Origin of the sequence: Terrabacter sp. Root85, from assembly GCF_001429185.1 — a bacterium.
In the GTDB taxonomy this organism is placed as follows: domain Bacteria; phylum Actinomycetota; class Actinomycetes; order Actinomycetales; family Dermatophilaceae; genus Terrabacter.
Genome location: NZ_LMIW01000013.1, coordinates 291,811 through 312,201 on the forward strand (window position 1 = coordinate 291,811; position 20,391 = coordinate 312,201).

Below are 20,391 nucleotides of genomic sequence, written 5' to 3' on the forward strand. Positions count from 1 at the left end.
CTATTCGGCCACGGACCGAGCCGAACGTGCCTCAGCGCCATCGGCCTCGCGCAGGTCCCACAGCTCCTTGGTCTGCACGCCCCAGTAGGCGGCGAAGAGCACGATGATGATGACCTCGGCGATGAGGATCAGGTGGTCGAAGCCGCGCACCGTCAGGGCCGCCAGCACCGTCGCCCCCAGGGCGACGGCCAGGGCGACCGCGATCGCGATGTAGATGCGCTTGTAGACCGTTCCGCTCGCGCCGGTGCCACCGGCGGTGCCCTGGTGGCGCTCCTCGGCGCGCAGCGCGCTGAAGACCATGACGGCGATCACCCCGGCCACCATGGTGCCCGCGGCGATGCCGTGGCTCAGTGCGATGAACCGGTCGCGCAGCACGAGGAAGAGGGTGAGCTCCGCGAGCAGCACCAGACCGCAGACGGCCGAGACGACCACCGAGCGCACCGTGGGCCGGTCGGACGGGTCGCGCGTCATCGCGCCGCGCTTGAGCCAGGCGGCCACCAGGGCCGCGAGGACGGCGACGGCGACGAGGGACCAGATGTTGTTGCGCACGGCCGTGGCGATCTCGGCCGGGGTCTGGGTGTACGCGTTCGGCCCGCACCGCCCGTCCGGCACCGTCGGGACCATGGCGACGACGAAGGCCATGAAGCCCGAGAAGTTGAGCAGCACGTCCTCCTCGGGCGAGTGCCCCTTGTAGGCGATGAGGCTGGCCCCGAGCGCGCACAGCGAGCCGACGAAGACGGTCCGCGCCGGCGTGTAGTAGTACGCGCTGATCGAGCCGAGCCAGCACGAGTGGTCGGTCTCCCACCACCACTGGTAGCCGACCGAGAGGAGCAGCATGAGGAGCAGGGCGATCATCGCGCCGCGCAGGTAGCGGTAGGTGAAGACGACGTCGCGGGTGCGGCCGGGTGCCATGGCGGTCTCCTTCGCAGGACTCACGAGTCAGAGTCTCGCGCCGTCGCGTCCGATACGCCTCCCGGACGCGACGATGCCGCCGGCGCGGAGGGCGCCGACGGCATACGTCGTCGGGTGGGGGAGCGGGGCGACGTCAGAGCCGGCGCAGGACCGCCGTGACCTTGCCGAGGATCGTCGCGTGGTCGCCGTCGATGGGCGAGAAGTCGGGGTTGTGCGGCATGAGCCACACGTGCCCGTCGGTGCGCTTGAACGTCTTGACCGTCGCCTCGTTGTCGAGCATCGCGGCCACGACGTCGCCGTTCTCGGCGTGCTGCTGCTGGCGCACGACGACCCAGTCACCGTCGCAGATCGCGGCCTCGACCATCGAGTCGCCGTTGACCTTGAGCAGGAAGAGGTCACCCTCGCCGACGAGCTGCCGCGGCAGCGGGAAGACGTCCTCGACGACCTCCTCGGCCGTGATCGGCACGCCCGCCGCGATCTGGCCGAGCACCGGGACGTAGGACGCCTCGGGGCGGGCGTCGCCCGAGTCGGTCTCGGTGTCGTAGTGGTCGCCCCGCGGACGTGGCGCGGTCGGGTCACCGCCGCGGTAGCCGAGCTCCTCGGCCTTCGCATCGGGCGAGACGACCTCGAGGGCCCGCGGCCGGTTGGGGTCGCGGCGCAGGTAGCCCTTGGCGACCAGGGCATTGAGCTGGTGGGAGACGCTCGACGGGCTGGCGAGGCCGACGGCGTCGCCGATCTCGCGCATGCTCGGCGGGTAGCCGCGCCGGTCGACGGAGTTGCGGATGACCTCGAGCACCCGCCGCTGGCGGACGGTGAGACCGTCGCCGGTCTCGCGATCGGGAAGCTCGGTCACGCCCATGGTGTCCCCTTCGTCGGCTCGTCAGTCCGCGTCGTGACGCTGGGTGTGCGGCCAGTGTCAGTGGTGGCTGGTGAGGTCTGTGGTGTGAGGAAAGACTACGCAGTTCGAACACAGTTGCCAAACACCTGTTCGATGCGTGTCTCGACTTCATCGAACATACGTGCTACAACTCGTACAGACGTTCTATCGAACACGTGTTCGCCAGATCAGGAGCAAGGGGAGGTCACCATGAGCGCCATCGTCCTCGAGGCCGTTCGTCAGCCGCACACCGAGGAGCCCGCGCGGTCGCAGCCGACCGGTCGGCCCCGTCTCGTCCTCGTCCCCACCGGGCCGGAGGCCGCTCGTGCGGCACGTGCCGCGAGGCCGCCGATGCGCCTGACGTGTTTCGGTCGCCTCGTCGTGACGCTCCTCGTCGCGGGCGTCGTCTCCCTCCTAGGCGTCGGACTCGCCGGTCAGCTCGCGTCGGCCACGGGCGAGCCGCGCACGATCACGGTCCGGTCCGGCCAGACCCTGTCGGGCATCGCCGCCCGCGAGCTGCCTGAGCTGACCGCGGCCGAGGGTGTCGTCGAGCTGCAGATCGCCAACGCGCTCAGCACCACCTCGATCCACGCCGGCCAGCAGCTCGTCGTCCCGGGTCGCTGACCCGGGGCCTCCTGGGCCGGCCGAGGACGTATGCCGTGTGTCCGGCTGCGCCCGTCCCGGCCCTTCCGATCCGCCGCGTTGGCTCCACCTTCAGCGGCTGGCGGTAGCGGCGCTTCGACCCCGCCGTTCCTGCCCCGGACGCCGCACCCCTGACGGGGGTGCGGCGTCCTGCTGTGCCCGCACCTGCCGTTCCCGACCCCTGTGGATGACGGGCTCGAGTCCTCGGACGCCTTGCCTAGCGTGGCTGTCCTCGGAAGGGAGCAGGGGATGCGCTACGACGTGGACACCGACGCGCTGCGCGACGACGCCGCCTCGGTCGGCGAGGTGCTCGCGCGGGTGCAGCGGCTGAGGATCGGCGACGAGCTGCGGCCACTCGGTGGGGCGATCCCCGGTGGTCGTGTCGCCGGCGGGCTCGGCCGGGTCGCTGCGGCGTGGGAGGCGCGGCTGGCCGGGACCCGCTGGGAGCTGCGCGAGCTGGGCCGCTGCCTCGCCGCGGCCGCCGACACCTACGACGCCGTCGAGCAGGCGTCTCGGCAGGCCCTGCGGTCGTCGTCGTCCGGCGGCACCCCATGAGACCTGGTGTGGCGGGTGCCGGTGCTCCGCTGACCATGACCGTCGCCGACGTCCGGGCCTGCCGACCGCAGTCCCTGCTCGAGGTGGGCCGGCGCCTCGAGGAGCATCGCCTCCGGGTCCTCGGACTCGCGGAGCTCGTGCTGTGGCGTCGCTCCGCCGCACCGCGCTGGTCAGGCGCGGCCTCCTCGGCGGCCGCCGACCGCTACGGCCTCGTCGTCGCCGGCCTCGGAAGGCTCGCGGGGAGCATCGCGGTGACCGGTCACGCGGTCGGGCACGCCGCGGCCCGTCTGCAGTCGGCGCTCGACCTCGTCGGTCGCGCCGACCGTCGGGCCGCCGACGAGGGTGCCTGGGTCGACGGCGAGGGTCGGCTCTTCCTTCCCGTGCGGGCGTCGCTCGGAGACCTTGTAGGCGAAGCGCACCGGGCACGGCTCGACGAGCTGTTGAGGGTCGAGGTGCACTCCTGTCTGGCGCGGGCCCGACAGGCCGCGAGCCAGACCGACGACGAGCTGTGGAGAGGGCTGCTGACCGCTGCCCGTGGCGCGACGGCGTCTCCGGGGACTGCCGCGCAGCTGGTCCCGCAGCTGCCACCTCCGCCGGCGGGACCCTCGACGAGTGCCGGGGTCGGCGGTCACGTGTTCGCCTCGGCCGCCTGGTGGCGGTCCCTGACCGACGAGGAGCGACGCCGCGCTACCCGTGAGCGGCCGGACTGGGTGGGTCCTCGCGACGGGGTGCCGGCCGCAGCTCGCCACGAGGCCAACCTCGTCCTGCTCGGCCGAGCGGAGCAGACTGCCTGGACCCGCGAGCGGGAGGCGCAGCGGGCGGCGTCTGCGAGCAATGCCGCCGAGCGCACCCGTTCGGCCGAGCACGTGGCGGCCCTGCAGGCGGTGCGCGACGTGCTCGGGCGTCGCGACGGTGGACCCCGGCGTCTGCTCCTCGTCGATGCGAACGGACCCGACGTCAAGGCGGCCGTCGCGATCGGCGACGTCGACCGGGCCGAGCACGTCGTCACGTTCGTCGGCGGCCTGTCGACCATGGTCGGGGCCGATCTCCGGCGCTACGACGACACCTTCGTGCGGATGCGTTCGGAGGCCAAGGCGGTGGCGCGCGGTGAGGACGTCGCACTCGTGACGTGGATGGGCTACGACGCGCCGCAGGTCCACGAGATCATCACGTCGGTCGACCGGAACGTCCTCAACGGCAAGCTGGCCCGCGACAACGCCGGCGCGCTGGCCGACTTCGTGACCGGTGTCGAGGCCTCCCGTGACCGTCCGGCCCACCAGACGGTCTGGGCCCACTCCTACGGCGGCACTCTCGCCGGCCACGCCTCGCTTCGCACGAGTGCGATCGACGACGTCGCCGTCTTCGGTGCGCCCGGCCTGCCGTTCTCGGACGTGGCGCACACCGCCCTCAAACCCGGCTCCCTCAACGTCCTCGGCGCGGTCGGGGACGACGTGTTCGCCTACGGCTGGATGGTGCACGGCACGGCGCCGGCGGACGTCGTGGGCGCGAGCCGGCTCTCGACCTTCGCCCTCAAGCAGACCGGGACCGGCTGCAACCACTGGCTCCACCCACGATCCGACTTCGTCGACGTCCGTCGCACCTCCGCCGGTCACTCCGACTACCTCCGGGCCGGCACCGACAGCGCGCGCAACCTCGTCGCCGTGGCGGCCGGTCGTCCCGACCTGCGGGTCTTCCAGGGCATCGACGAGAGGGCGTGCACGACGACCGGACCGAGCCTCGGGACCGACCCCCTGAGCTGGCCGAGGCTCGTCCCGTGACCTCGTTCGACGACGACCCGACCCGCTTGTTCAACGGGATGGCCGGGTCCGCCCGACGCGATCGCCTCGTCGCGTGGGCGTGCGGGTGGCTCGCGGTGCTCCAGGCTCTGCCCTACGTCGCGGTCGGCTGGATCACCGACGGCGGGACGGCTGCCGGCGACGGTGCCCTGGACGCGTTGTCGCCCACTGCGCTGCTGGGCGTCGTCGGCTTCGGCGTCGTCCTGGCGGTTGCGCTGTCCCGGCCGGGGATGCAACCGCTCGTCGACGCAGGCGTGGAGGTCGACGACACGGGCGGCCCCCTCCTGCCGACGCGCCCGACGTGTGCGACGTGGACGACCGGGTCCGTCGTGCCGCGGTTGCGGTGGGCCGCCTTCGCGGCCGTGGCCGAGGTGGCGACCGTCGCCGGAGCAGCCCTGCTCGTGAGCGCCGAGAGCTCAGGAGCCTTCTCCGTCGGGGACGCTCTCGACGACGGTTCCGCCCTCTGGACCTACGTCGCCACGGTCGTGCAGGTGCTCCTCATGGATGTCAGGGCACCCACAGCGTTCCTCGTCGCGCTCGTCGTCCTCGCCCGGGCGCGACGTCCGGTCAGTCGCCGCCGGGACCGTCGTGCTCGTCCCGACGGGGGAGCTCGGCCGGCAGCTCGAACCACACGTCCGTACCCGGACCGTCCACCGAGCTGATCCCGATCGACCCACCGTGAGCCTCGATGATGCGCTTGACCGTGGCCAGGCCGATGCCGCTGCCGTCGACGGACGTCTCGACGCGGTTGAAGAGGCCGAAGACCCGCTCACGGTCGGCGGCCGAGATGCCGATCCCGTTGTCGCGCACCGAGAGACGCCACGAGCCGTCGATCCGCACCGCCGAGATCTCCACGACGGGCGCGACGCCGGGGCGGGCGTACTTCACCGCGTTGGACACGAGGTTGAGCAGCACCGAGTAGAGCTGCTGCCCGTCTGCGGGCAGGGTCGGCAGTGCCCCCGTCGTGACGGTCGCCGACCGTGCGGTGAGCGTCGGGTCGAGGTCCTCGAGCACCGAGGAGAGCACGTCGTCGAGGTCGGTGTCGCTGCGGTGCAGCTCGGCTCCGACGCGGGCGTGGGCGAGGATCTGCTCGATCATCCCGGCCATGCGCGTGGCGGAGCGAAAGGCCGTGGCGACGAGGCGTTCGGACCACTCGTCCTCGGCGACCGCGGGCTGCTGGCCGAGCATCTCGGTGCTCGCCATGATCGCGGTGAGCGGCGTGCGCAGGTCGTGGCTCACCTGTCCGGCGAAGACCGACAGAGCCTCGTTGGACCGGTGGAGCTCGTCCCTCGTCTCGGTGAGCGCCGCGAGCGAGTCCTCCAGCTCCCGGGTGCGCAGGCGCAGCTCGAGGACGTCGACGACGCGCTCGGCGATGGCGACGAGGGCCTCCTCCTGTGCTTCGTCGAGCGCGCGTGGCTGGGAGTCGAAGACGCAGAGGCGACCGATGATGACGCCGTCCGGCGTGGTCAGTGGCGCTGACGCGTAGAAACGGACGGTCCCGAGGACGCCCGTCACGAAAGGGTTCTCGCGGAACCGGGCGTCGAGGCTGGCATCGGGCACGACGACGCGGTCGGTGTGCTCGAGCACCGCGGCGCACATCGAGTCCTCGCGGGCACAGATGGCGGCGGCGAAGCCGGTCGTGGCGATCTGCTGCTGGTGGGTCGCGGTGATGAGGTTGATCGCAGCCCGGGGGACGGCGCACACCTGCGCCGCGATGTCGACGAGGGCCTGCAGCTCGCGCTCGGGAGCGTTGCCGAGCACGTCATAGCCCGCCAGTGCGTCCTCGCGTCGCCGGGTCGGGTCGAGGACGTCCGCTGATGATGTCCGGTTTGTCACGATGGGAAGACTCTGTCATGACGGCGTGCGGGGCAAGCACCCGGGCCTGCCGCGTCACGTTCTCGGCATCACCGAAGTCATACAAGAACTCTTGTGCAAAAGCCGGTGCCCGCCCGAGGCTGGGTGCATGCCACGACGCACCGCCTCCGAGCGCCATGCCGCCACGAGCCCCGCCTCCACCGACACGCTCGGCAGCGAGACGGGCAACGCCCTGCTCGACGTGCTCACCGCCTTCCACCATCCGACCCGCCGCTGGCTGTGCGAGCTGCTGGCCGTCGAGGGCCCCGCGACCGTCGGTCAGCTGGCACGGCGCACCGGCCTGGCGGTCGGATCGGTGAGCCACCACCTCGGCACGCTGCACCGTTACGGCTTCGTCGAGCCGGCGCCCGAGCTGGCCCGAGACACCCGGGAGAGCTGGTGGCGCAGTCGTCCCCGACAGCTCTCGTGGGACGCGACCGACTACGGCGAGGGGACCGTCGCGCGGCGGATCGCCGGGGCGGCTGAGGCCGAGAACTTCCGGCACCACGTGCGCGCGGTCCAGCGGTGGCTCGCGGAGGGCGAGTCGGCACCGGCCGAGGTGCGGCACGCGTCGGTGGCGACCGACACCCTGGCGGCCGCCACCGTCGACCAGATGGGCGAGCTGAGCCGTCGGCTCACTGCGCTCGTCGTCGAGTGGAGCGAGGAGTGCCGCGCCGACGTGGAGGTCCACCCCGACGCCGAGCGTCTGCCGGTCCGGGTCTCGGCGCGCGTCTTCCCGAGCGGACCGGTGAAGCCGTGAGCGCCGGCACCGGGCCGGCGCGGGTCTCGGCGTCCCCACCCGCCACCGAGCCGTCCCTCATCGGCGCTGCGCCACCGCCCGTCACCCGCGACCGGATGGTCCAGGCCTGGGTGGGCGCGATGGCGCTGTCGTGGTTCGGCGACGCCGTGTGGACCGTGGCGCTGGCCTGGACCGCCGTGCACACCTTGTCGCCGACCATGGCGGGCGTGGTTCTGGGCGCCGAGACGCTGCCGCAGGCCGTCTTCGTCCTCCTCGGCGGGGTCATCGCCGACAGGTGGGACACCCGGCGCATTCTCGTCACCGGACGGCTCGTCCAGGCGGCGGTCCTGCTCGGCGGCGCAGCCGCGTGGGCCGCCGGGGTCAGGGGCGCACCTCTCCTCGTCACGATGGGTGTCTTGCTCGGGACCGCCACCGGGCTCACGCTGCCGGCCGGGGCGACGCTCGCCCGCCAGCTCGTGCGCCCTGAAGACCTCGCGACCGTGAGTGGCTGGAACCAGATCGGCGGCCGCGTCGCGCGCCTGCTGGGTGCGCCCGTGGGAGGTGTCGCGGTCGCGGCGATCGGCCCTGCCGGGGCCATGCTGGCGAATGCCGTCACCTTCGCCGCGATCGCCGCCGTCCTCGCGGGCGTGGTGCGCCCGCGCTACCGGATGCCCCGGCTGCCCCACGCGTCGTGGACGGCCAGCCTGAGGGACGGGGCGGCATACCTGCGCGGGGACGAGTCGGCCCGACTGCTCGTCCTCGGGCTCGCGGCCCTCAACGTCTTCGTGTCGCCGGTCATCGCCCTCGGGATCGCCCTGCGGGTCAGCAGCTCCGGCTGGGGGCCGGGCTGGCTCGGCGCCGCCGAGGCGGCGTTCGCCGTGGGGGCGATCTCCGGCAGCGTCGTCGGCATCCGGTCGCGGGTGGCCCGCCCGGCTCGCGCCGGCTTTGCCGCCCTCGTCGGGCAGGGTGTCTGCATCGCGGGCACCGGGGTCGGCTCGCGCGCCGTCCTGTCGGCGTCGATGCTCCTCATCGGGGTCGCGGCGGGTGCAGCGTCGGTGTGGCTCTCGGGGACGTACCAGCGCACCATCGCGCCGAGCCACCTCGGGCGCGTCTCGTCGGTCTCGAGCCTCGGCGACATGGCGCTGGTGCCGCTCGCGATCCCGGCCTTCGGTGCGCTCGCGGCGGGCACCTCGGTCCTCACGGCCGCCGTCGTCTTCGGCGCGGCGATGTCGGTGCTCTGCCTGTGGTTCGCGACCCGACCCGGCATCGCGCGGCTGAGCTGAGCGACGGGCGCGTGCTCTGCCCTCCCGGAACGTCTTTCCTCGTCTTCGTCGAATGCCTACCCGCACGCTCCGACGAGGGCTACCGTCGAAGGGCCGGCCCGCGAGTGGGCCACGAGGTGGGAGGCACTTCATGAGCCTGAAGGACTCGCTCTGCGCCGTCGAACTCTTCTGCGAGCTGCCCGACGACCTCGTCGAAGAGGTGATCGCGCGCGGCTCCACGGTGAAGGTGGGCCCCGGCGTACCCGTCGTCAAGCAGGGCGACCGGGGCGCCGGCATGGTGATGCTGCTCGAGGGGACGGCCGACGTCGACGTCGACGGCCGAGGAGTCGGCTCGCTGTCGAAGGGTGACTACTTCGGTGAGATGTCGCTCATCGACGGGTCGGGGCGCACGGCCACGGTCACGAGTGGCCCCGACGGACTCAGTGCCTTCCGGCTCTCGCCCGCCGCGTTCACCGACCTCATCGACCAGCACCCGCACACCGCCGTCCTGCTGCTGAAGGGGCTCGTCACCCGCGTGCGCCAGCTCGAGGTGCAGCTCGGCGAGGCCGCGGCTCGCTGACCGACGGCGCCACCCGACCCCGCGCACCGGGCCGGGTCTCACGGCCGTGGTGCCCGGAGGGGCCCGATCGTCGCGGTCGCGGCCAGGCGGCATACGCTCGTGAACCCGTAGATGGGGGAGTGGGCGGCGCCGGCCACCCCTAGATGTTGGGGATGGATGCCTCGCGACACGCCGGGACGCCTGGGACTGGAGTGACGTTTGTGCAGGTCAGGGACGCGACGCGCCGGACCTCGCGCACGTGCTTGCGATCGGGGTCACACCATGCCTACAGTTACCCCTACATCTAGTAGTTACACAGATGTAAGACGTCCACATGTAGTCCCCAGGCAAACGGGGGTTACGCACAGGTCATCCCCACGTCATCCCCAGATCCATCCCCAGCCCCGACCGGTCCCACGAACACCGGGCGGGGGTTGGGACGGGCTCGGGACGGCATACCGGACGGCTTGGAACCGTTGAACGACTGGGTCTCGGGGAAGGGAAGGTGACCAGACGTGCACTGTCCGTTCTGTCGCCACACCGACTCGCGGGTCATCGACTCGCGCACCACCGACGACGGCGCCTGCATCAGGCGCCGGCGCCAGTGCCCCGAGTGCAACCGCCGCTTCACGACGCTCGAGACCTCGAGCCTCAACGTGATCAAGCGGTCGGGGGCCTCCGAGCCGTTCAGCCGGGCCAAGGTCCTCTCAGGCGTGCGCAAGTCATGCCAGGGGCGGCCCGTCAGCGAGGACGATCTGGCCCTTCTCGCCCAGAAGGTCGAGGAGGCGATCCGGTCGCAGGGAAACGCCGAGATCGAGGCGCACGAGGTCGGCATGGCCGTCCTCGAACCGCTCCGCGAGCTCGACGAGGTCGCATACCTCAGGTTCGCCAGTGTCTACCAGGCCTGGGAGAGCCTCGAGGACTTCGAGGGAGCCATCGCGCTCCTTCGAGCCGAGCACGACGCGCTGGGGGAGGAGCCCACGGCTCCGTCCCGGCTCGACGTCCAGCGGTAACCACCCTCCACAGCACGTCCGGGACACCCGCCCTGTCGGTGCCCCACGCAACACTTGAAACCAGCAGCAGATTCGGTCAGGGAGGCCGCACGACATGACGGAGATCGGTAACCGCAGCTCACGCTCGAAGGCAGGCGCCAAGGGCGTCAAGATCGAGCGCATCTACACCACGCCCGGTGTGCACCCCTACGACGAGGTCACGTGGGAGAAGCGCGACGTCGTCCAGCAGAACTGGAAGACGGGCGAGACGATCTTCGAGCAGCGCGGGGTCGAGTTCCCCGACTTCTGGTCGGTCAACGCCAGCACCATCGTCACCACCAAGTACTTCCGCGGCGCCGTCGGCACGGCCGCCCGTGAGGTCTCGCTCAAGCAGCTCATCGACCGCGTCGTGCTGACCTATGTCGCCGCCGGCAAGAGCAACGGCTACTTCGCCTCGCCCGACGACGCCGAGATCTTCGAGCACGAGCTGACCCACGCCCTGCTGCACCAGGTCTTCTCGTTCAACTCGCCCGTGTGGTTCAACGTCGGCACCAAGAGCCCGCAGCAGGTCTCGGCCTGCTTCATCCTCGCCGTCGACGACTCGATGGACTCGATCCTCAACTGGTACAAGGAGGAGGGGAAGATCTTCCAGGGCGGCTCCGGCGCCGGCCTCAACCTCTCCCGCATCCGCTCCTCCAAGGAGCTGCTCTCCTCCGGTGGCACGGCCTCCGGTCCCGTCTCCTTCATGCGCGGTGCCGACGCGTCCGCCGGCACCATCAAGTCGGGCGGCGCCACGCGTCGTGCGGCCAAGATGGTCGTCCTCGACGTCGACCACCCCGACATCGAGGAGTTCGTCGAGACGAAGGCGCGCGAGGAGGACAAGATCCGCGCCCTGCGCGACGCCGGCTTCGACATGGACCTCGGCGGCAAGGACATCGTCTCCGTCCAGTACCAGAACGCCAACAACTCGGTCCGCGTCAACGACGAGTTCATGAAGGCCGTCGAGGACGGCACGGAGTTCGGGCTGCGCTCGCGCAGCGACGGCTCCGTCATCGACACCGTCGACGCCCGTGAGCTCTTCGGCAAGATCGCCAAGGCCGCGTGGGAGTGCGCCGACCCGGGCATCCAGTACGACGACACGATCAACGCGTGGCACACCAATCCCGAGACGGGCCGCATCACCGCGTCCAACCCGTGCTCCGAGTACATGTCGCTCGACAACAGCTCGTGCAACCTCGCCTCGCTCAACCTGCTGAAGTTCCTGCGCGACGACGACACGTTCGACGCCGTCACCTTCCAGAAGGTCGTCGAGCTCGTCATCACCGCGATGGACATCTCGATCTGCTTCGCGGACTTCCCGACCGAGCCGATCGGCGAGACGACGCGCAACTACCGCCAGCTCGGCATCGGCTACGCCAACCTCGGTGCGCTCCTCATGGCGACCGGCCACGGCTACGACTCCGAGGGTGGCCGCGCGCTCGCCGCCTCGATCACCTCGCTGCTCACGGGTGCCGCCTACAAGCGTTCCGCCGAGATGGCCTCGGTCGTCGGCGCCTACGCCGGCTACGCCCGCAACGCGGACGCCCACAAGCGGGTCATGCGCAAGCACCAGGCCGCCAACGACAACATCAAGACGCTCGACGCGATGGACTCCGACGTCCACAAGCTCGCGACGAAGGCGTGGGACGACGTCGTCAAGCTCGGTGAGAAGCACGGCTACCGCAACGCCCAGGCGTCGGTGCTGGCCCCGACCGGCACCATCGGCTTCATGATGGACTGCGACACGACCGGCATAGAGCCGGACTTCTCGCTCGTGAAGTTCAAGAAGCTCGTCGGTGGCGGCTCGATGCAGATCGTCAACCTGACGATCCCGCGGGCGCTGCGCAAGATGGGCTACACCGGCGAGACGGTCGAGGCGATCGTCGAGTACATCGCCGACAAGGGTCACGTCATCGACGCCCCCGGCCTCAAGCCCGAGCACTACGAGGTCTTCGACACCGCCATGGGTGCGCGCTCGATCTCGGCCATGGGCCACGTGCGCATGATGGCCGCGACGCAGCCGTTCCTCTCCGGTGCCATCTCCAAGACGGTCAACCTGCCGGAGACGGCGACGGTCGAGGAGATCCAGGACGTCTACATGCAGGGCTGGAAGCTCGGCATCAAGGCGCTCGCCATCTACCGCGACAACTGCAAGGTCGGTCAGCCGCTGTCCGACGGTGGCTCGACGGCCAAGGACAACAAGGCCGCTGCCGAGGCTGCTGCCGCCGAGGTCAAGGTCGAGAAGGTCATCGAGTACCGCCCGGTCCGTCGCCGCCTGCCCAAGCGTCGCACCTCGCAGACGACGTCGTTCGCCGTCGGTGGGGCCGAGGGATACCTCACGGCCGGCACGTACGACGACCAGCAGCTCGGCGAGATCTTCCTCAAGTTCGGCAAGCAGGGCTCGACCCTGGCCGGCGTGATGGACGCCTTCTCGATCGCCGTGTCCATCGGTCTCCAGTACGGCGTGCCGCTGGAGACGTTCGTGGAGAAGTTCACGAACCTCCGCTTCGAGCCGGCCGGCCTGACGGACGACCCGGACGTGCGCATGGCGCAGTCGATCATGGACTACGTCTTCCGCCGCCTCGCGCTGGACTACCTCGACTTCGACACCCGCTCCTTCATGGGCATCCACACGGCGTCGGAGCGGGCGCGCCAGGTCGAGACCGGCTCCTACGAGGCCATCGAGTCCGACGAGTCCGACGAGGACCTCGAGGACGAGCTCGAGTCGCTCCAGCAGTCGGCCCCGGTCTCCAAGAAGGCCGAGCACAAGGCCGAGGAGGCCCACGCCGAGTCTCCGGCCGCGGCCGCCGAGGTGAAGTCGGGTGCGGGTGCTGCCTCCGCCCGCGAGATCTCCAGCGACGTGCACAGCTCGGCCGAGCTGCTCGAGAAGTTCGGCGGCATCACGGCCGACGCGCCGATCTGCATGACGTGCGGCACGAAGATGCGCCCCGCCGGCTCCTGCTACGTCTGCGAGGGTTGCGGAAGCACCAGCGGCTGCAGCTGATGTCGATGGTCAGAAAGTGTCACGAGCGGCTAGATCGCGATTGACGACTTCTTGGTCACGTATGTCGCAAGTTCGTTCAGCGTGACGTGACCGCACTGGGGCGGCACCGGATTCGGTGCCGCCCCAGTCGGTAGCAACGGTCAGCTCCGTCGTCGGCCGACGATCGCCCGGGAGCGCGAAGGGGCTCGCTCCCGTGCACGAGATAACGCTCGAAGGGTCAACGGGGGTGCAGCAGGCCATCACTCGCGTGTCGTCCGACGGGTTGCGGTGCCGAGCCGTGGGGCTCGCGACTGCCGCATTCCGGGACTTCGGCAAGTGCCCGATTTGTCCCAGGTCCCTCGAGAGAGGCACGCGCGAGCACGCGCCCCAGGAGGACCGGCGGCCAGCGCAGGACGGTGACCTGCGCGAGCTGCAACAACAGGCTTGGCAGCTTCGTCGAGCCGGAACTGCGTGACTGGTTCGATGACGCGCTCAAGCAGGTGTGGCCGAGTGGCGCTGCACTTCAGGGGCGCCGGAGGATCTCATGCGTGCTCGTGCGCGCGGTCGGAGGCCAGGTCGCGCTCATACCGGAGAAGCCGCTTCACCCGACCTTGCGTGCTCGGCTGTAGGACGACCTCGCGAAGCTGTGCCCGTCGTCCGGACCGGAACCACTGGTTCCCCTGTAGGGAGAACTCGCCGATCCGTTCATTTACTTCTAAGCGCTCCCCGTCGACCTCCAAAGGCGCATTACTGAGCGCTACCGATCGGCCCAAGTCGGACGAGGCAGTCGTCCTACGCACGTGACGTCCGAGCGCCCGATGGGGCGAAATCGCGTCATGCTCGCGTCTCTTCCGTGCGCATCCCTATCGCCGTCAGGGTGCAGCGGCGCAAACCGCGGAGTCCGGCTCCGCCTGCGTGGTGACGTTGGCCGTCCGGGGCTGATGGTATGGGCTTGGCAAAATCCGAGCGTTCGGGTTGCCGACTTCTGCTGCGTACAGCAGTCTGCCGCGGGCAGGGGTCTACAGGGGACCCTCGTCACAGGGGAGTTTCTTCATATGAGAGTGACGCGTTCAGTCGTCATCATGTTCGTGGGCCCACTCCTGGCGACGGCTGGAGCGGTTGGTGCGCATGCCGCACCGGCCGCGCAGTCGGCGCCGCTGGCACAGCCGCCGTCGGGGAACGTCCTTGCCGCCGGGGAGGTGAGCCGCTCCACAGGAGCGCTGAACACCGAGACCATCCTCCTGCAGTCCAGCGAACGCCAAGGCGTCATCGCCGGAGCCAGCGTCAAGCTGATCTGGTACCCCGGTCTCGACACGGCGGCCACGGGCGATGTCATCACGCCCGTGGTCCTCTCAGCGGGGCGAACCGACGTGAACGGCCGATACCAGCTGACGGCCACGCTCAACGACAAGATGGTCGCCGAGGCCAACCGCAATGACGGCTGGGTGAACTTCCAGCTCACGGTCGACTCGGCGTCCGGGACGACCAGCCAGAACTTCTCCCGCGCCTGGCACAACCACGCCTGGTCGACGAAGGAACGCCAAGACCTCGCCGGCCCTGTCAACGTGCAGTACGTCTACGACACCAAGGGAAAGCTCCTCAACGGTACGCCGAAGGCCGTCAACGGCGTCGCGACGGCGACCACGGCCACCGCCTATGGATGCCAGTACGTCATCGACACCACCTACCGCCTCTCGACGCGCCTGGGACAGCACCACAACGCCTCCAACGCTGACTCGTACTGGCAGTACGGCACCACGGCCGACTCCGACATCGACGTGGGCGCCAAGTCGTGGGGCTCTTCCGCCTGGTCCATCAGCGGGAGCGCGCACGTGGGCAACTCGCTGAGCACTGCGGTGACCAGCAGCCACACGACAGCGTTCCACGCGTGGATCAGGACCGACATGCGCTACCAGAAGGGGCACATACCCGGCCGGCACCGGCCTCACGATCTCCTCGTCCCGAGCGACCCGCTCCTCCGTTGCCGTGTCGACGCCGTACCTTAACCTGGGCGGCACGTCGGGCTACTCCACGAAGATGGACATGCACTGGGACAGCAAGCGCGGTCGCGGCGTTTGGCTTTGCGGGATCACCGGAGATGAGGCCACCAACCCCGGCATCATCCACTCCCAGAACATCGTCTGATGATGCGTGTAGCCCGCCAGGTGATCCGTCGCGCAGCCGTCGTGGGTGTCTTGGCGCTGCTGCCGGCCTTGGCGGGCTGCAGCGGCTCTGACCTCAAGGATGGGCCGTTGCGTATACGTGGCGGCGACGCAGTGGTCACGATGGAGTCGAAGGTCGGGCAGATGGTCGCCTACGGCTTCAACGTCATGACGAACGAAGGCGGCAGTCCCATCACGAACCTGTCCGCGGAACTTGTACCCGCGGCGGAGGAAACCGGCGACGGCATCTTGTTCGAGCCGGCCGTCGTCGTCGACATCGCAGCACTCGACACCGGCTATCTCGGCGCGGGGTCTTGGCCTGCAAAGGAGTGGTCGAACCACGCGAAACCCTTGCAGGGCTTCGAGATGACGGCTGCCTCGGACGGCCAAGTCGAGCTCTTCCTTGTGGCCAAGGTGACCAAAGATGGGCAGTGGCTCTGGCCAAGGACCAAGGTCGAGTACGACTACGCCGGCAGTCACTATGCGGAGGAAGTCACCAACGGCTTTGCCGTATGCGCCCCGGCACCGTGCACGCCACGGACGTCGGCCACCGCCTCCGGAGGCTGAACGCAGTTGGTGTGGCAGGACGCTCGTTCGTCCTGCCACACCAGCAGCTTGACGCCAGGGCCTTCTTGCGCCTCGGAACAACACCGGGCGGCCTTGGCCGCACCCACGCCCGCACAGCGGCATGACCGGACAGTTGCCTTACGTTTAGACCATGAGTCGGCGCGCCATCACTGTCTTCGGCATCATCGCCGTAGTGCTGGCAGTCTCTTACGGTTGGCAGGCTGTCACCGACGGAGGCTTGGTCTACTGGCTGAACTCGGCGTTTTGGGCCTTCTTCGCCGCCTATCTCTTGTCAGCGCCGTGGCGGGTCGCCCGTCGGAGCCGGCGTGACCCCTAGCAGCAATGTCGGACGTGCCGCCCTCAGAGCGGCATGGTCGGGCGATCGTAGTCGCCCTCAGAGCGGCAGAAGAGGACGTTCAACGAGCTCCTGTCTGCCGGCCTTCGCGGGCCCTCGCGGGCTACTCGGAGATGTCGATCGGTGTTGGGGGGACTCCGCTGTGCAGAAGATCCGCGAACCGCTGTCCAGGGCGCGGCGGAAACACGGTCTCGGTCCTCGATCTCAGCTCCGGTATCGACCACCAGCGGAAGCCGAAGATTGAGCTCCTTTTGTACTTGGTCAGCGCGGCGGGAGCAGCGTGGAGGTTGATGACGCGATGGAGCAGCCAGTCGTCGTGGACCTCTACTCACGCCCGTTGTATGTATAGGTGTGATCCCGGGACCAGACCGGATGGCCAGCGGGCAACTCCTTGATCCCAGTCTCCTCGGCGGCCTCTCGGACGGCGGCCTGTTGGGCGGTTTCGCCTTGCTCGAGGCCACCGCCGACTGGGTACCAGCACTCGTCCCCGCTCTTGGGGTCGCGCGGCTGGCGCACTGGGCTCAACCCAGGCTGACCGGCGCTCAACGGCCAGGAGCGCCGCGTCACTCAAGGTCAGCGACTTTCAGCCATACGCCGTTCCGGGCCCTTCTGTCCGTTTCGGGATTACCTGCGCGGGTTCCACGCGATGCTGTGAGGTGACTGCTCGCTCCACCACCAAGGGGGTCACGATGGTCCAGGTCGCCGCACCAGTCTCGTCCATCCGGATGCGGATCCGCGTCGGGATGGTGGCATCGGCCCTGGCCGTCCTGTTCCTCATGATGTCCGAGCTCAACCGGCTCACCGGAGAGGTGCTCGACACCGAAGGCCGGTCCTGGCCGGCCACCACGTTGATGGGCCTCGGCCTGCCGGCACGAGAAGGGTGGGGCGCGCACTTCACCGGCGCCTTCGCGGATGCGCGGACCACGTGGATGACGATCTACCTGCTCCTCGACATCGCCTTCGTGTTGCTCTACCTGTGGGCCGCGCGGACCGCGAAACGCACCTCGTGGAAAGCGCTCGCGGTCGCCGTCACCTTCATGGCCGGGTTCGACCTTCTCGAGGACGTCCTCGCCCTCGTCGTCACCCGCTGTGCCAGCGCGCCCTCGGGGGTCGCGAACGTCCTGTCGTGGGTGCTGTACGCGGCGACGCTGCTGAAGACGCTCGCGTTGGTGGCGGCGCTCGTCACGGTGTTCTACCGGGCGCGGGAGGACACCGCCTACCGGCGACGGCTGGGTCGCTGGGTGGTAGCCACGTACCGGCAGCGGTTCTCCGTGCTGGCCGTGGTGCCGCTCGCCGTCATCGGGGTGATGCCGGGAAACGACCTGCTCGACCAGCTCCCCGACGTCCAGCGGCGCTGGCTCCTCGACGGGTTCGGGCATGCCGTGGCCGCCACCATCGTCGTCGTCCTCGTCGCGGTCAGCCTCCTGGCCCTGGGACGGCTCCGGTCCGCCACGGTGTGGCACCCGCCGACACCCACCGCGACCGACCCGATGCGGGCGTCGTTGTGGCTCGTCGTCATCGTGCCCGCCCTCGTGCTCCTGTGCTGGGTCGTGATGCTGGTGCACGGGTCGGCGACCTGGACGAAGATCCCGGGGCTGCTGTGGTGGCCGCTGATCCTGTTCGTCGGGATCCCGGTGCTCATCGCGGCGGCGTCCGCCGTGATCCGGTGGCGTCTCGACGCGACCGGCCAACCCTCCGGGTCGGACTGGTTCCCGAGGCCGAGCTTCGGCTCACCGCCGGCGGCGACCAAGGCGGTCGTGGCCCGCGCCGGCGACATCATCGCCACGACCGCCATCGTCATCGCCGCCCTAGGGCTGGTGCGGTCCTACACCTCAATCGTGGCCCTCTACCTGGCCGGGACACCCATCACGGCCGGCTGGGCTGCGGTGGGCCTGCTCGTCGGCGCCGCCGGAGCCGTGGCCGTCTGGCCCCTGATGCGATGGGTCACCGACCTGGTGACCGTCACCGAGCTGCCCGAGTCAGCGCCGGGTGTCACGGCGACGCTGCGCCGGATCATGTCGCCGGCGCTGCCCACTCCCGCCAGCCTCCCGGCCCGGCTGGGTGTCCTCGCAGCCGGGGTCGTGCTCCTGCTGGCGATCGGCCTCGCGCCGGACAGGTTCGCCGACCACGTCGGTGTGATCGGCACGTCTGCGCTCGCCCTGCTGGCCGCGTGCCTCGTCCTCGGGGGCACGGTCGTCCTGCTCGAGCTGAAGCTGAGCCCCGAGGTGTTCTGGTTCAAACCGATCAACACTCCCGCCGTCCCCGTCACGACGATCATCGTCGCGGCGCTGTTCTTCACCTCGACGCTCGGTGACGACGCGAACCTGCACGGCATCGACGGCCTCGTCCGGACACCGCACCCGGCTACGCCCACAGGTACGCCCACGGGTACGCCCACAGGCACGGCCAGGGGTACGGCCACGGGTATGGCCTCGGGAACAGCCACGGCCAAAGCCCCCGCAGCGGCCACGACCTCAGCGGCACTGACGGCGCGGTGGGACTTCACGACCGCGTTCAACCACTGGGTGACCGCGACAGCCGAGTGCAAGCACGAGGTGTCCAGCGGGTCCGGGTCACGCACGATCACGGTCCGCCCGATGTTCCTCGTGGCAGCCGAGGGTGGCGGCATCCGCGCCGCCTACTGGACGGCGGCAGCCCTGGACCTGCTGAGCACCTCCGCGTCCGTGCCCGCCTCCGCAGGCGCGGACGCGGAGGCGGACGACATCACCTGGGCCGCGGGCCCACCGTCCCAGTGCGCCAGCCCGCTGCTCGCCGGCGGCGCCAGCGGCGGCGCCGTCGGGGTGACCGTCGCCCGGTTCGCCGGTCAGGGCCCGGCCCGCGACGGCGTGCTGAAGATGGCCGGACCGGACGCGCTCGGGCAGGCCACCGCCGGCCTCTTCGTCCGGGACCTGCTCTACGCCGCGACCGGGCTACCGATCTTCGGGACCCCCGCCCACGAGCTGGAACCGGGGAGCACCAACCCGGTCTGGCGGGACCGCGGCGCCCTGATGGAACAGTCCTGGGCGAACTCGTCCGGGCTGGGCGTCCCCTTCCTCCCGACCACCGAGCAGGGCCGGGACGCCGCGACCTCGAGCCGGAGCGGCGCCCTGGTGCTGAACTCCACCCGGGTCTCGGACGGGTGCCGCATGTGGATCAGCCAGATCGCGTTGAGCACCAACCCGGACGCCGAGTGCGACTCCGCCTCCGCCCCGGCCGGGCACACCCTCGACCTGTTCGAAACCCTCCGCACGGACCGGTCCACCGCCGGGGGCGGCGCGCGGTCGCGCCCGGGTGACCTGTGCCTGGGACCGGTGACGGCTGCGACCGCGGCGCTGCTCGCGTCCCGCTTCCCGTTCGTGACCCCGAGCGGGGTCGCGGGCCCGTGCGGGGACCAGCTGGCTCAGCAGTTCGTCGACGGCGGGTACGTCGAGAACTCCGGCATCAAGACGATCGTCGACCTCGCCCCTCAATGGCTCGCGCTCGTCCAGGCGCACAACGCGACCGCGCTCCAGAGCGCCAAGCCTGACCTCATCGTGCCGGTGGTCATCTACCTCGACAACGGCACCGGCACCGACCTGCGAGCCGAGCCCCCGCAGAAGACACCGGAGCTGCTCGTGCCCCAGCGCACGACCGGGCGCGCGAAGGCCTCGCTCGTCGACACCCCGGCGCTGCTGCGCGAAGCCGAACGGCTGGTCTCGGCCGAGTCCATCCTTCCCGAAGGGCAGGACGTGGCCGCGGTACGCGCCGCGGTCGAGGGCTGGCGCCGGCACTCGGTGGTCCTCGTCCATGAGTCGACCGTTCCCGCAGTCACGGCCCCGCTTGGCTGGGTCCTGTCGCAGCAGAGCATCGAGACGATGGACCGCGCCCTGGCGCAACAGGCGGTTCCGGCCCCGAAAGTGGAGTCGGTGAACCAGGCACCCGTCGTGTCGGGACGCGGACGGTTGGCCGACGCCATCGCCTTGGTAGAACCGGGGAAGGGCTGAAACGACCGTCCTCGACGCGGCTACTTGTTTCATTGACGGCAGGACCGGTGCCTGCGCAGGCTCTGGTTTAGGTGCCCGGGCTCGTCGCTCGCAAACGCGGCTGCCCACGCCTGG

The 20,391-nt window shown here is 70.2% G+C and carries 16 protein-coding genes; 12 read left to right on the top strand and 4 right to left on the bottom strand.

Annotated features, from left to right (window positions below; translation table 11 throughout):
* Positions 1 to 912, bottom strand: coding sequence for a hypothetical protein (locus tag ASE25_RS20560; protein WP_056827205.1), 912 nt, complete (start codon positions 910 to 912; stop codon positions 1 to 3).
* Positions 913 to 1,045: 133 nt separating this feature from the next.
* Positions 1,046 to 1,771: a transcriptional repressor LexA gene (gene lexA / locus ASE25_RS20565; RefSeq protein WP_056776043.1), complete on the bottom strand. Its 726-nt coding sequence runs from the start codon at positions 1,769 to 1,771 to the stop codon at positions 1,046 to 1,048.
* Between the two features lie 228 nt (positions 1,772 to 1,999).
* Between lexA and ASE25_RS20570 the strand changes: the two genes are divergently transcribed.
* From ASE25_RS20570 to ASE25_RS22555, 4 genes are all read left to right on the top strand, one after another.
* Positions 2,000 to 2,413, top strand: a complete 414-nt coding sequence (locus ASE25_RS20570) for a LysM peptidoglycan-binding domain-containing protein (RefSeq protein WP_056827206.1) — start codon at positions 2,000 to 2,002, stop codon at positions 2,411 to 2,413.
* Between the two features lie 267 nt (positions 2,414 to 2,680).
* A complete protein-coding gene (locus tag ASE25_RS20575; RefSeq protein ID WP_056827207.1) occupies positions 2,681 to 2,986 on the top strand; it encodes a hypothetical protein in 306 nt (101 codons plus the stop codon).
* A gap of 35 nt (positions 2,987 to 3,021) precedes the next feature.
* Entirely contained in the window at positions 3,022 to 4,764 is a 1,743-nt protein-coding gene (locus ASE25_RS20580; RefSeq protein ID WP_157623546.1) for an alpha/beta hydrolase, read from the top strand.
* A complete protein-coding gene (locus tag ASE25_RS22555; protein ID WP_082623014.1) occupies positions 4,761 to 5,444 on the top strand; it encodes a hypothetical protein in 684 nt (227 codons plus the stop codon). Before ASE25_RS20580 ends, ASE25_RS22555 begins: the two co-directional genes overlap by 4 nt.
* On the opposite strand, the gene ASE25_RS20585 is transcribed toward ASE25_RS22555, so the two are convergent.
* The gene (locus ASE25_RS20585) at positions 5,350 to 6,618 is read right to left on the bottom strand and encodes an ATP-binding protein (protein ID WP_082619787.1); all 1,269 of its coding nucleotides are present in this window, start codon (positions 6,616 to 6,618) and stop codon (positions 5,350 to 5,352) included. The genes ASE25_RS22555 and ASE25_RS20585 overlap by 95 nt on opposite strands.
* A 127-nt stretch (positions 6,619 to 6,745) precedes the next feature.
* Here ASE25_RS20585 and ASE25_RS20590 point away from each other — a divergent pair, with 127 nt between their 5' ends.
* From ASE25_RS20590 to ASE25_RS20620, 7 genes are all read left to right on the top strand, one after another.
* The gene (locus ASE25_RS20590; protein WP_056827209.1) at positions 6,746 to 7,396 is read left to right on the top strand and encodes a helix-turn-helix domain-containing protein; all 651 of its coding nucleotides are present in this window, start codon (positions 6,746 to 6,748) and stop codon (positions 7,394 to 7,396) included.
* Positions 7,393 to 8,658 carry an MFS transporter gene (locus tag ASE25_RS20595; RefSeq protein ID WP_056827210.1) on the top strand — a complete coding sequence of 422 codons (1,266 nt, stop codon included), beginning with the start codon at positions 7,393 to 7,395 and terminating at the stop codon, positions 8,656 to 8,658. Before ASE25_RS20590 ends, ASE25_RS20595 begins: the two co-directional genes overlap by 4 nt.
* Before the next feature lie 130 nt (positions 8,659 to 8,788).
* Positions 8,789 to 9,217: a Crp/Fnr family transcriptional regulator gene (locus tag ASE25_RS20600; protein WP_056776055.1), complete on the top strand. Its 429-nt coding sequence runs from the start codon at positions 8,789 to 8,791 to the stop codon at positions 9,215 to 9,217.
* 494 nt (positions 9,218 to 9,711) lie between these two features.
* Entirely contained in the window at positions 9,712 to 10,209 is a 498-nt protein-coding gene (gene nrdR, locus ASE25_RS20605; RefSeq protein ID WP_056776057.1) for a transcriptional regulator NrdR, read from the top strand.
* Between the two features lie 94 nt (positions 10,210 to 10,303).
* Positions 10,304 to 13,231, top strand: coding sequence for a vitamin B12-dependent ribonucleotide reductase (locus ASE25_RS20610; RefSeq protein ID WP_056776059.1), 2,928 nt, complete (start codon positions 10,304 to 10,306; stop codon positions 13,229 to 13,231).
* A gap of 1,061 nt (positions 13,232 to 14,292) precedes the next feature.
* On the top strand, positions 14,293 to 15,216 hold the full coding sequence (locus ASE25_RS20615) for a hypothetical protein (protein ID WP_157623550.1): 924 nt from the start codon (positions 14,293 to 14,295) through the stop codon (positions 15,214 to 15,216).
* Positions 15,217 to 15,354: 138 nt separating this feature from the next.
* Positions 15,355 to 15,939: a hypothetical protein gene (locus tag ASE25_RS20620; RefSeq protein WP_157623552.1), complete on the top strand. Its 585-nt coding sequence runs from the start codon at positions 15,355 to 15,357 to the stop codon at positions 15,937 to 15,939.
* 679 nt (positions 15,940 to 16,618) lie between these two features.
* Here the strand turns inward: ASE25_RS20620 and ASE25_RS22560 are convergent.
* Positions 16,619 to 16,861, bottom strand: a complete 243-nt coding sequence (locus ASE25_RS22560) for an NUDIX hydrolase (protein ID WP_082623016.1) — start codon at positions 16,859 to 16,861, stop codon at positions 16,619 to 16,621.
* 89 nt (positions 16,862 to 16,950) lie between these two features.
* On the opposite strand from ASE25_RS22560, the gene ASE25_RS20630 reads away from it, so the two are divergent.
* Positions 16,951 to 20,277 (top strand): hypothetical protein, encoded by a 3,327-nt coding sequence (locus tag ASE25_RS20630; protein ID WP_157623554.1) that lies wholly within the window; start codon positions 16,951 to 16,953, stop codon positions 20,275 to 20,277.
* The last annotated feature ends 114 nt before the right edge of the window (positions 20,278 to 20,391 follow it).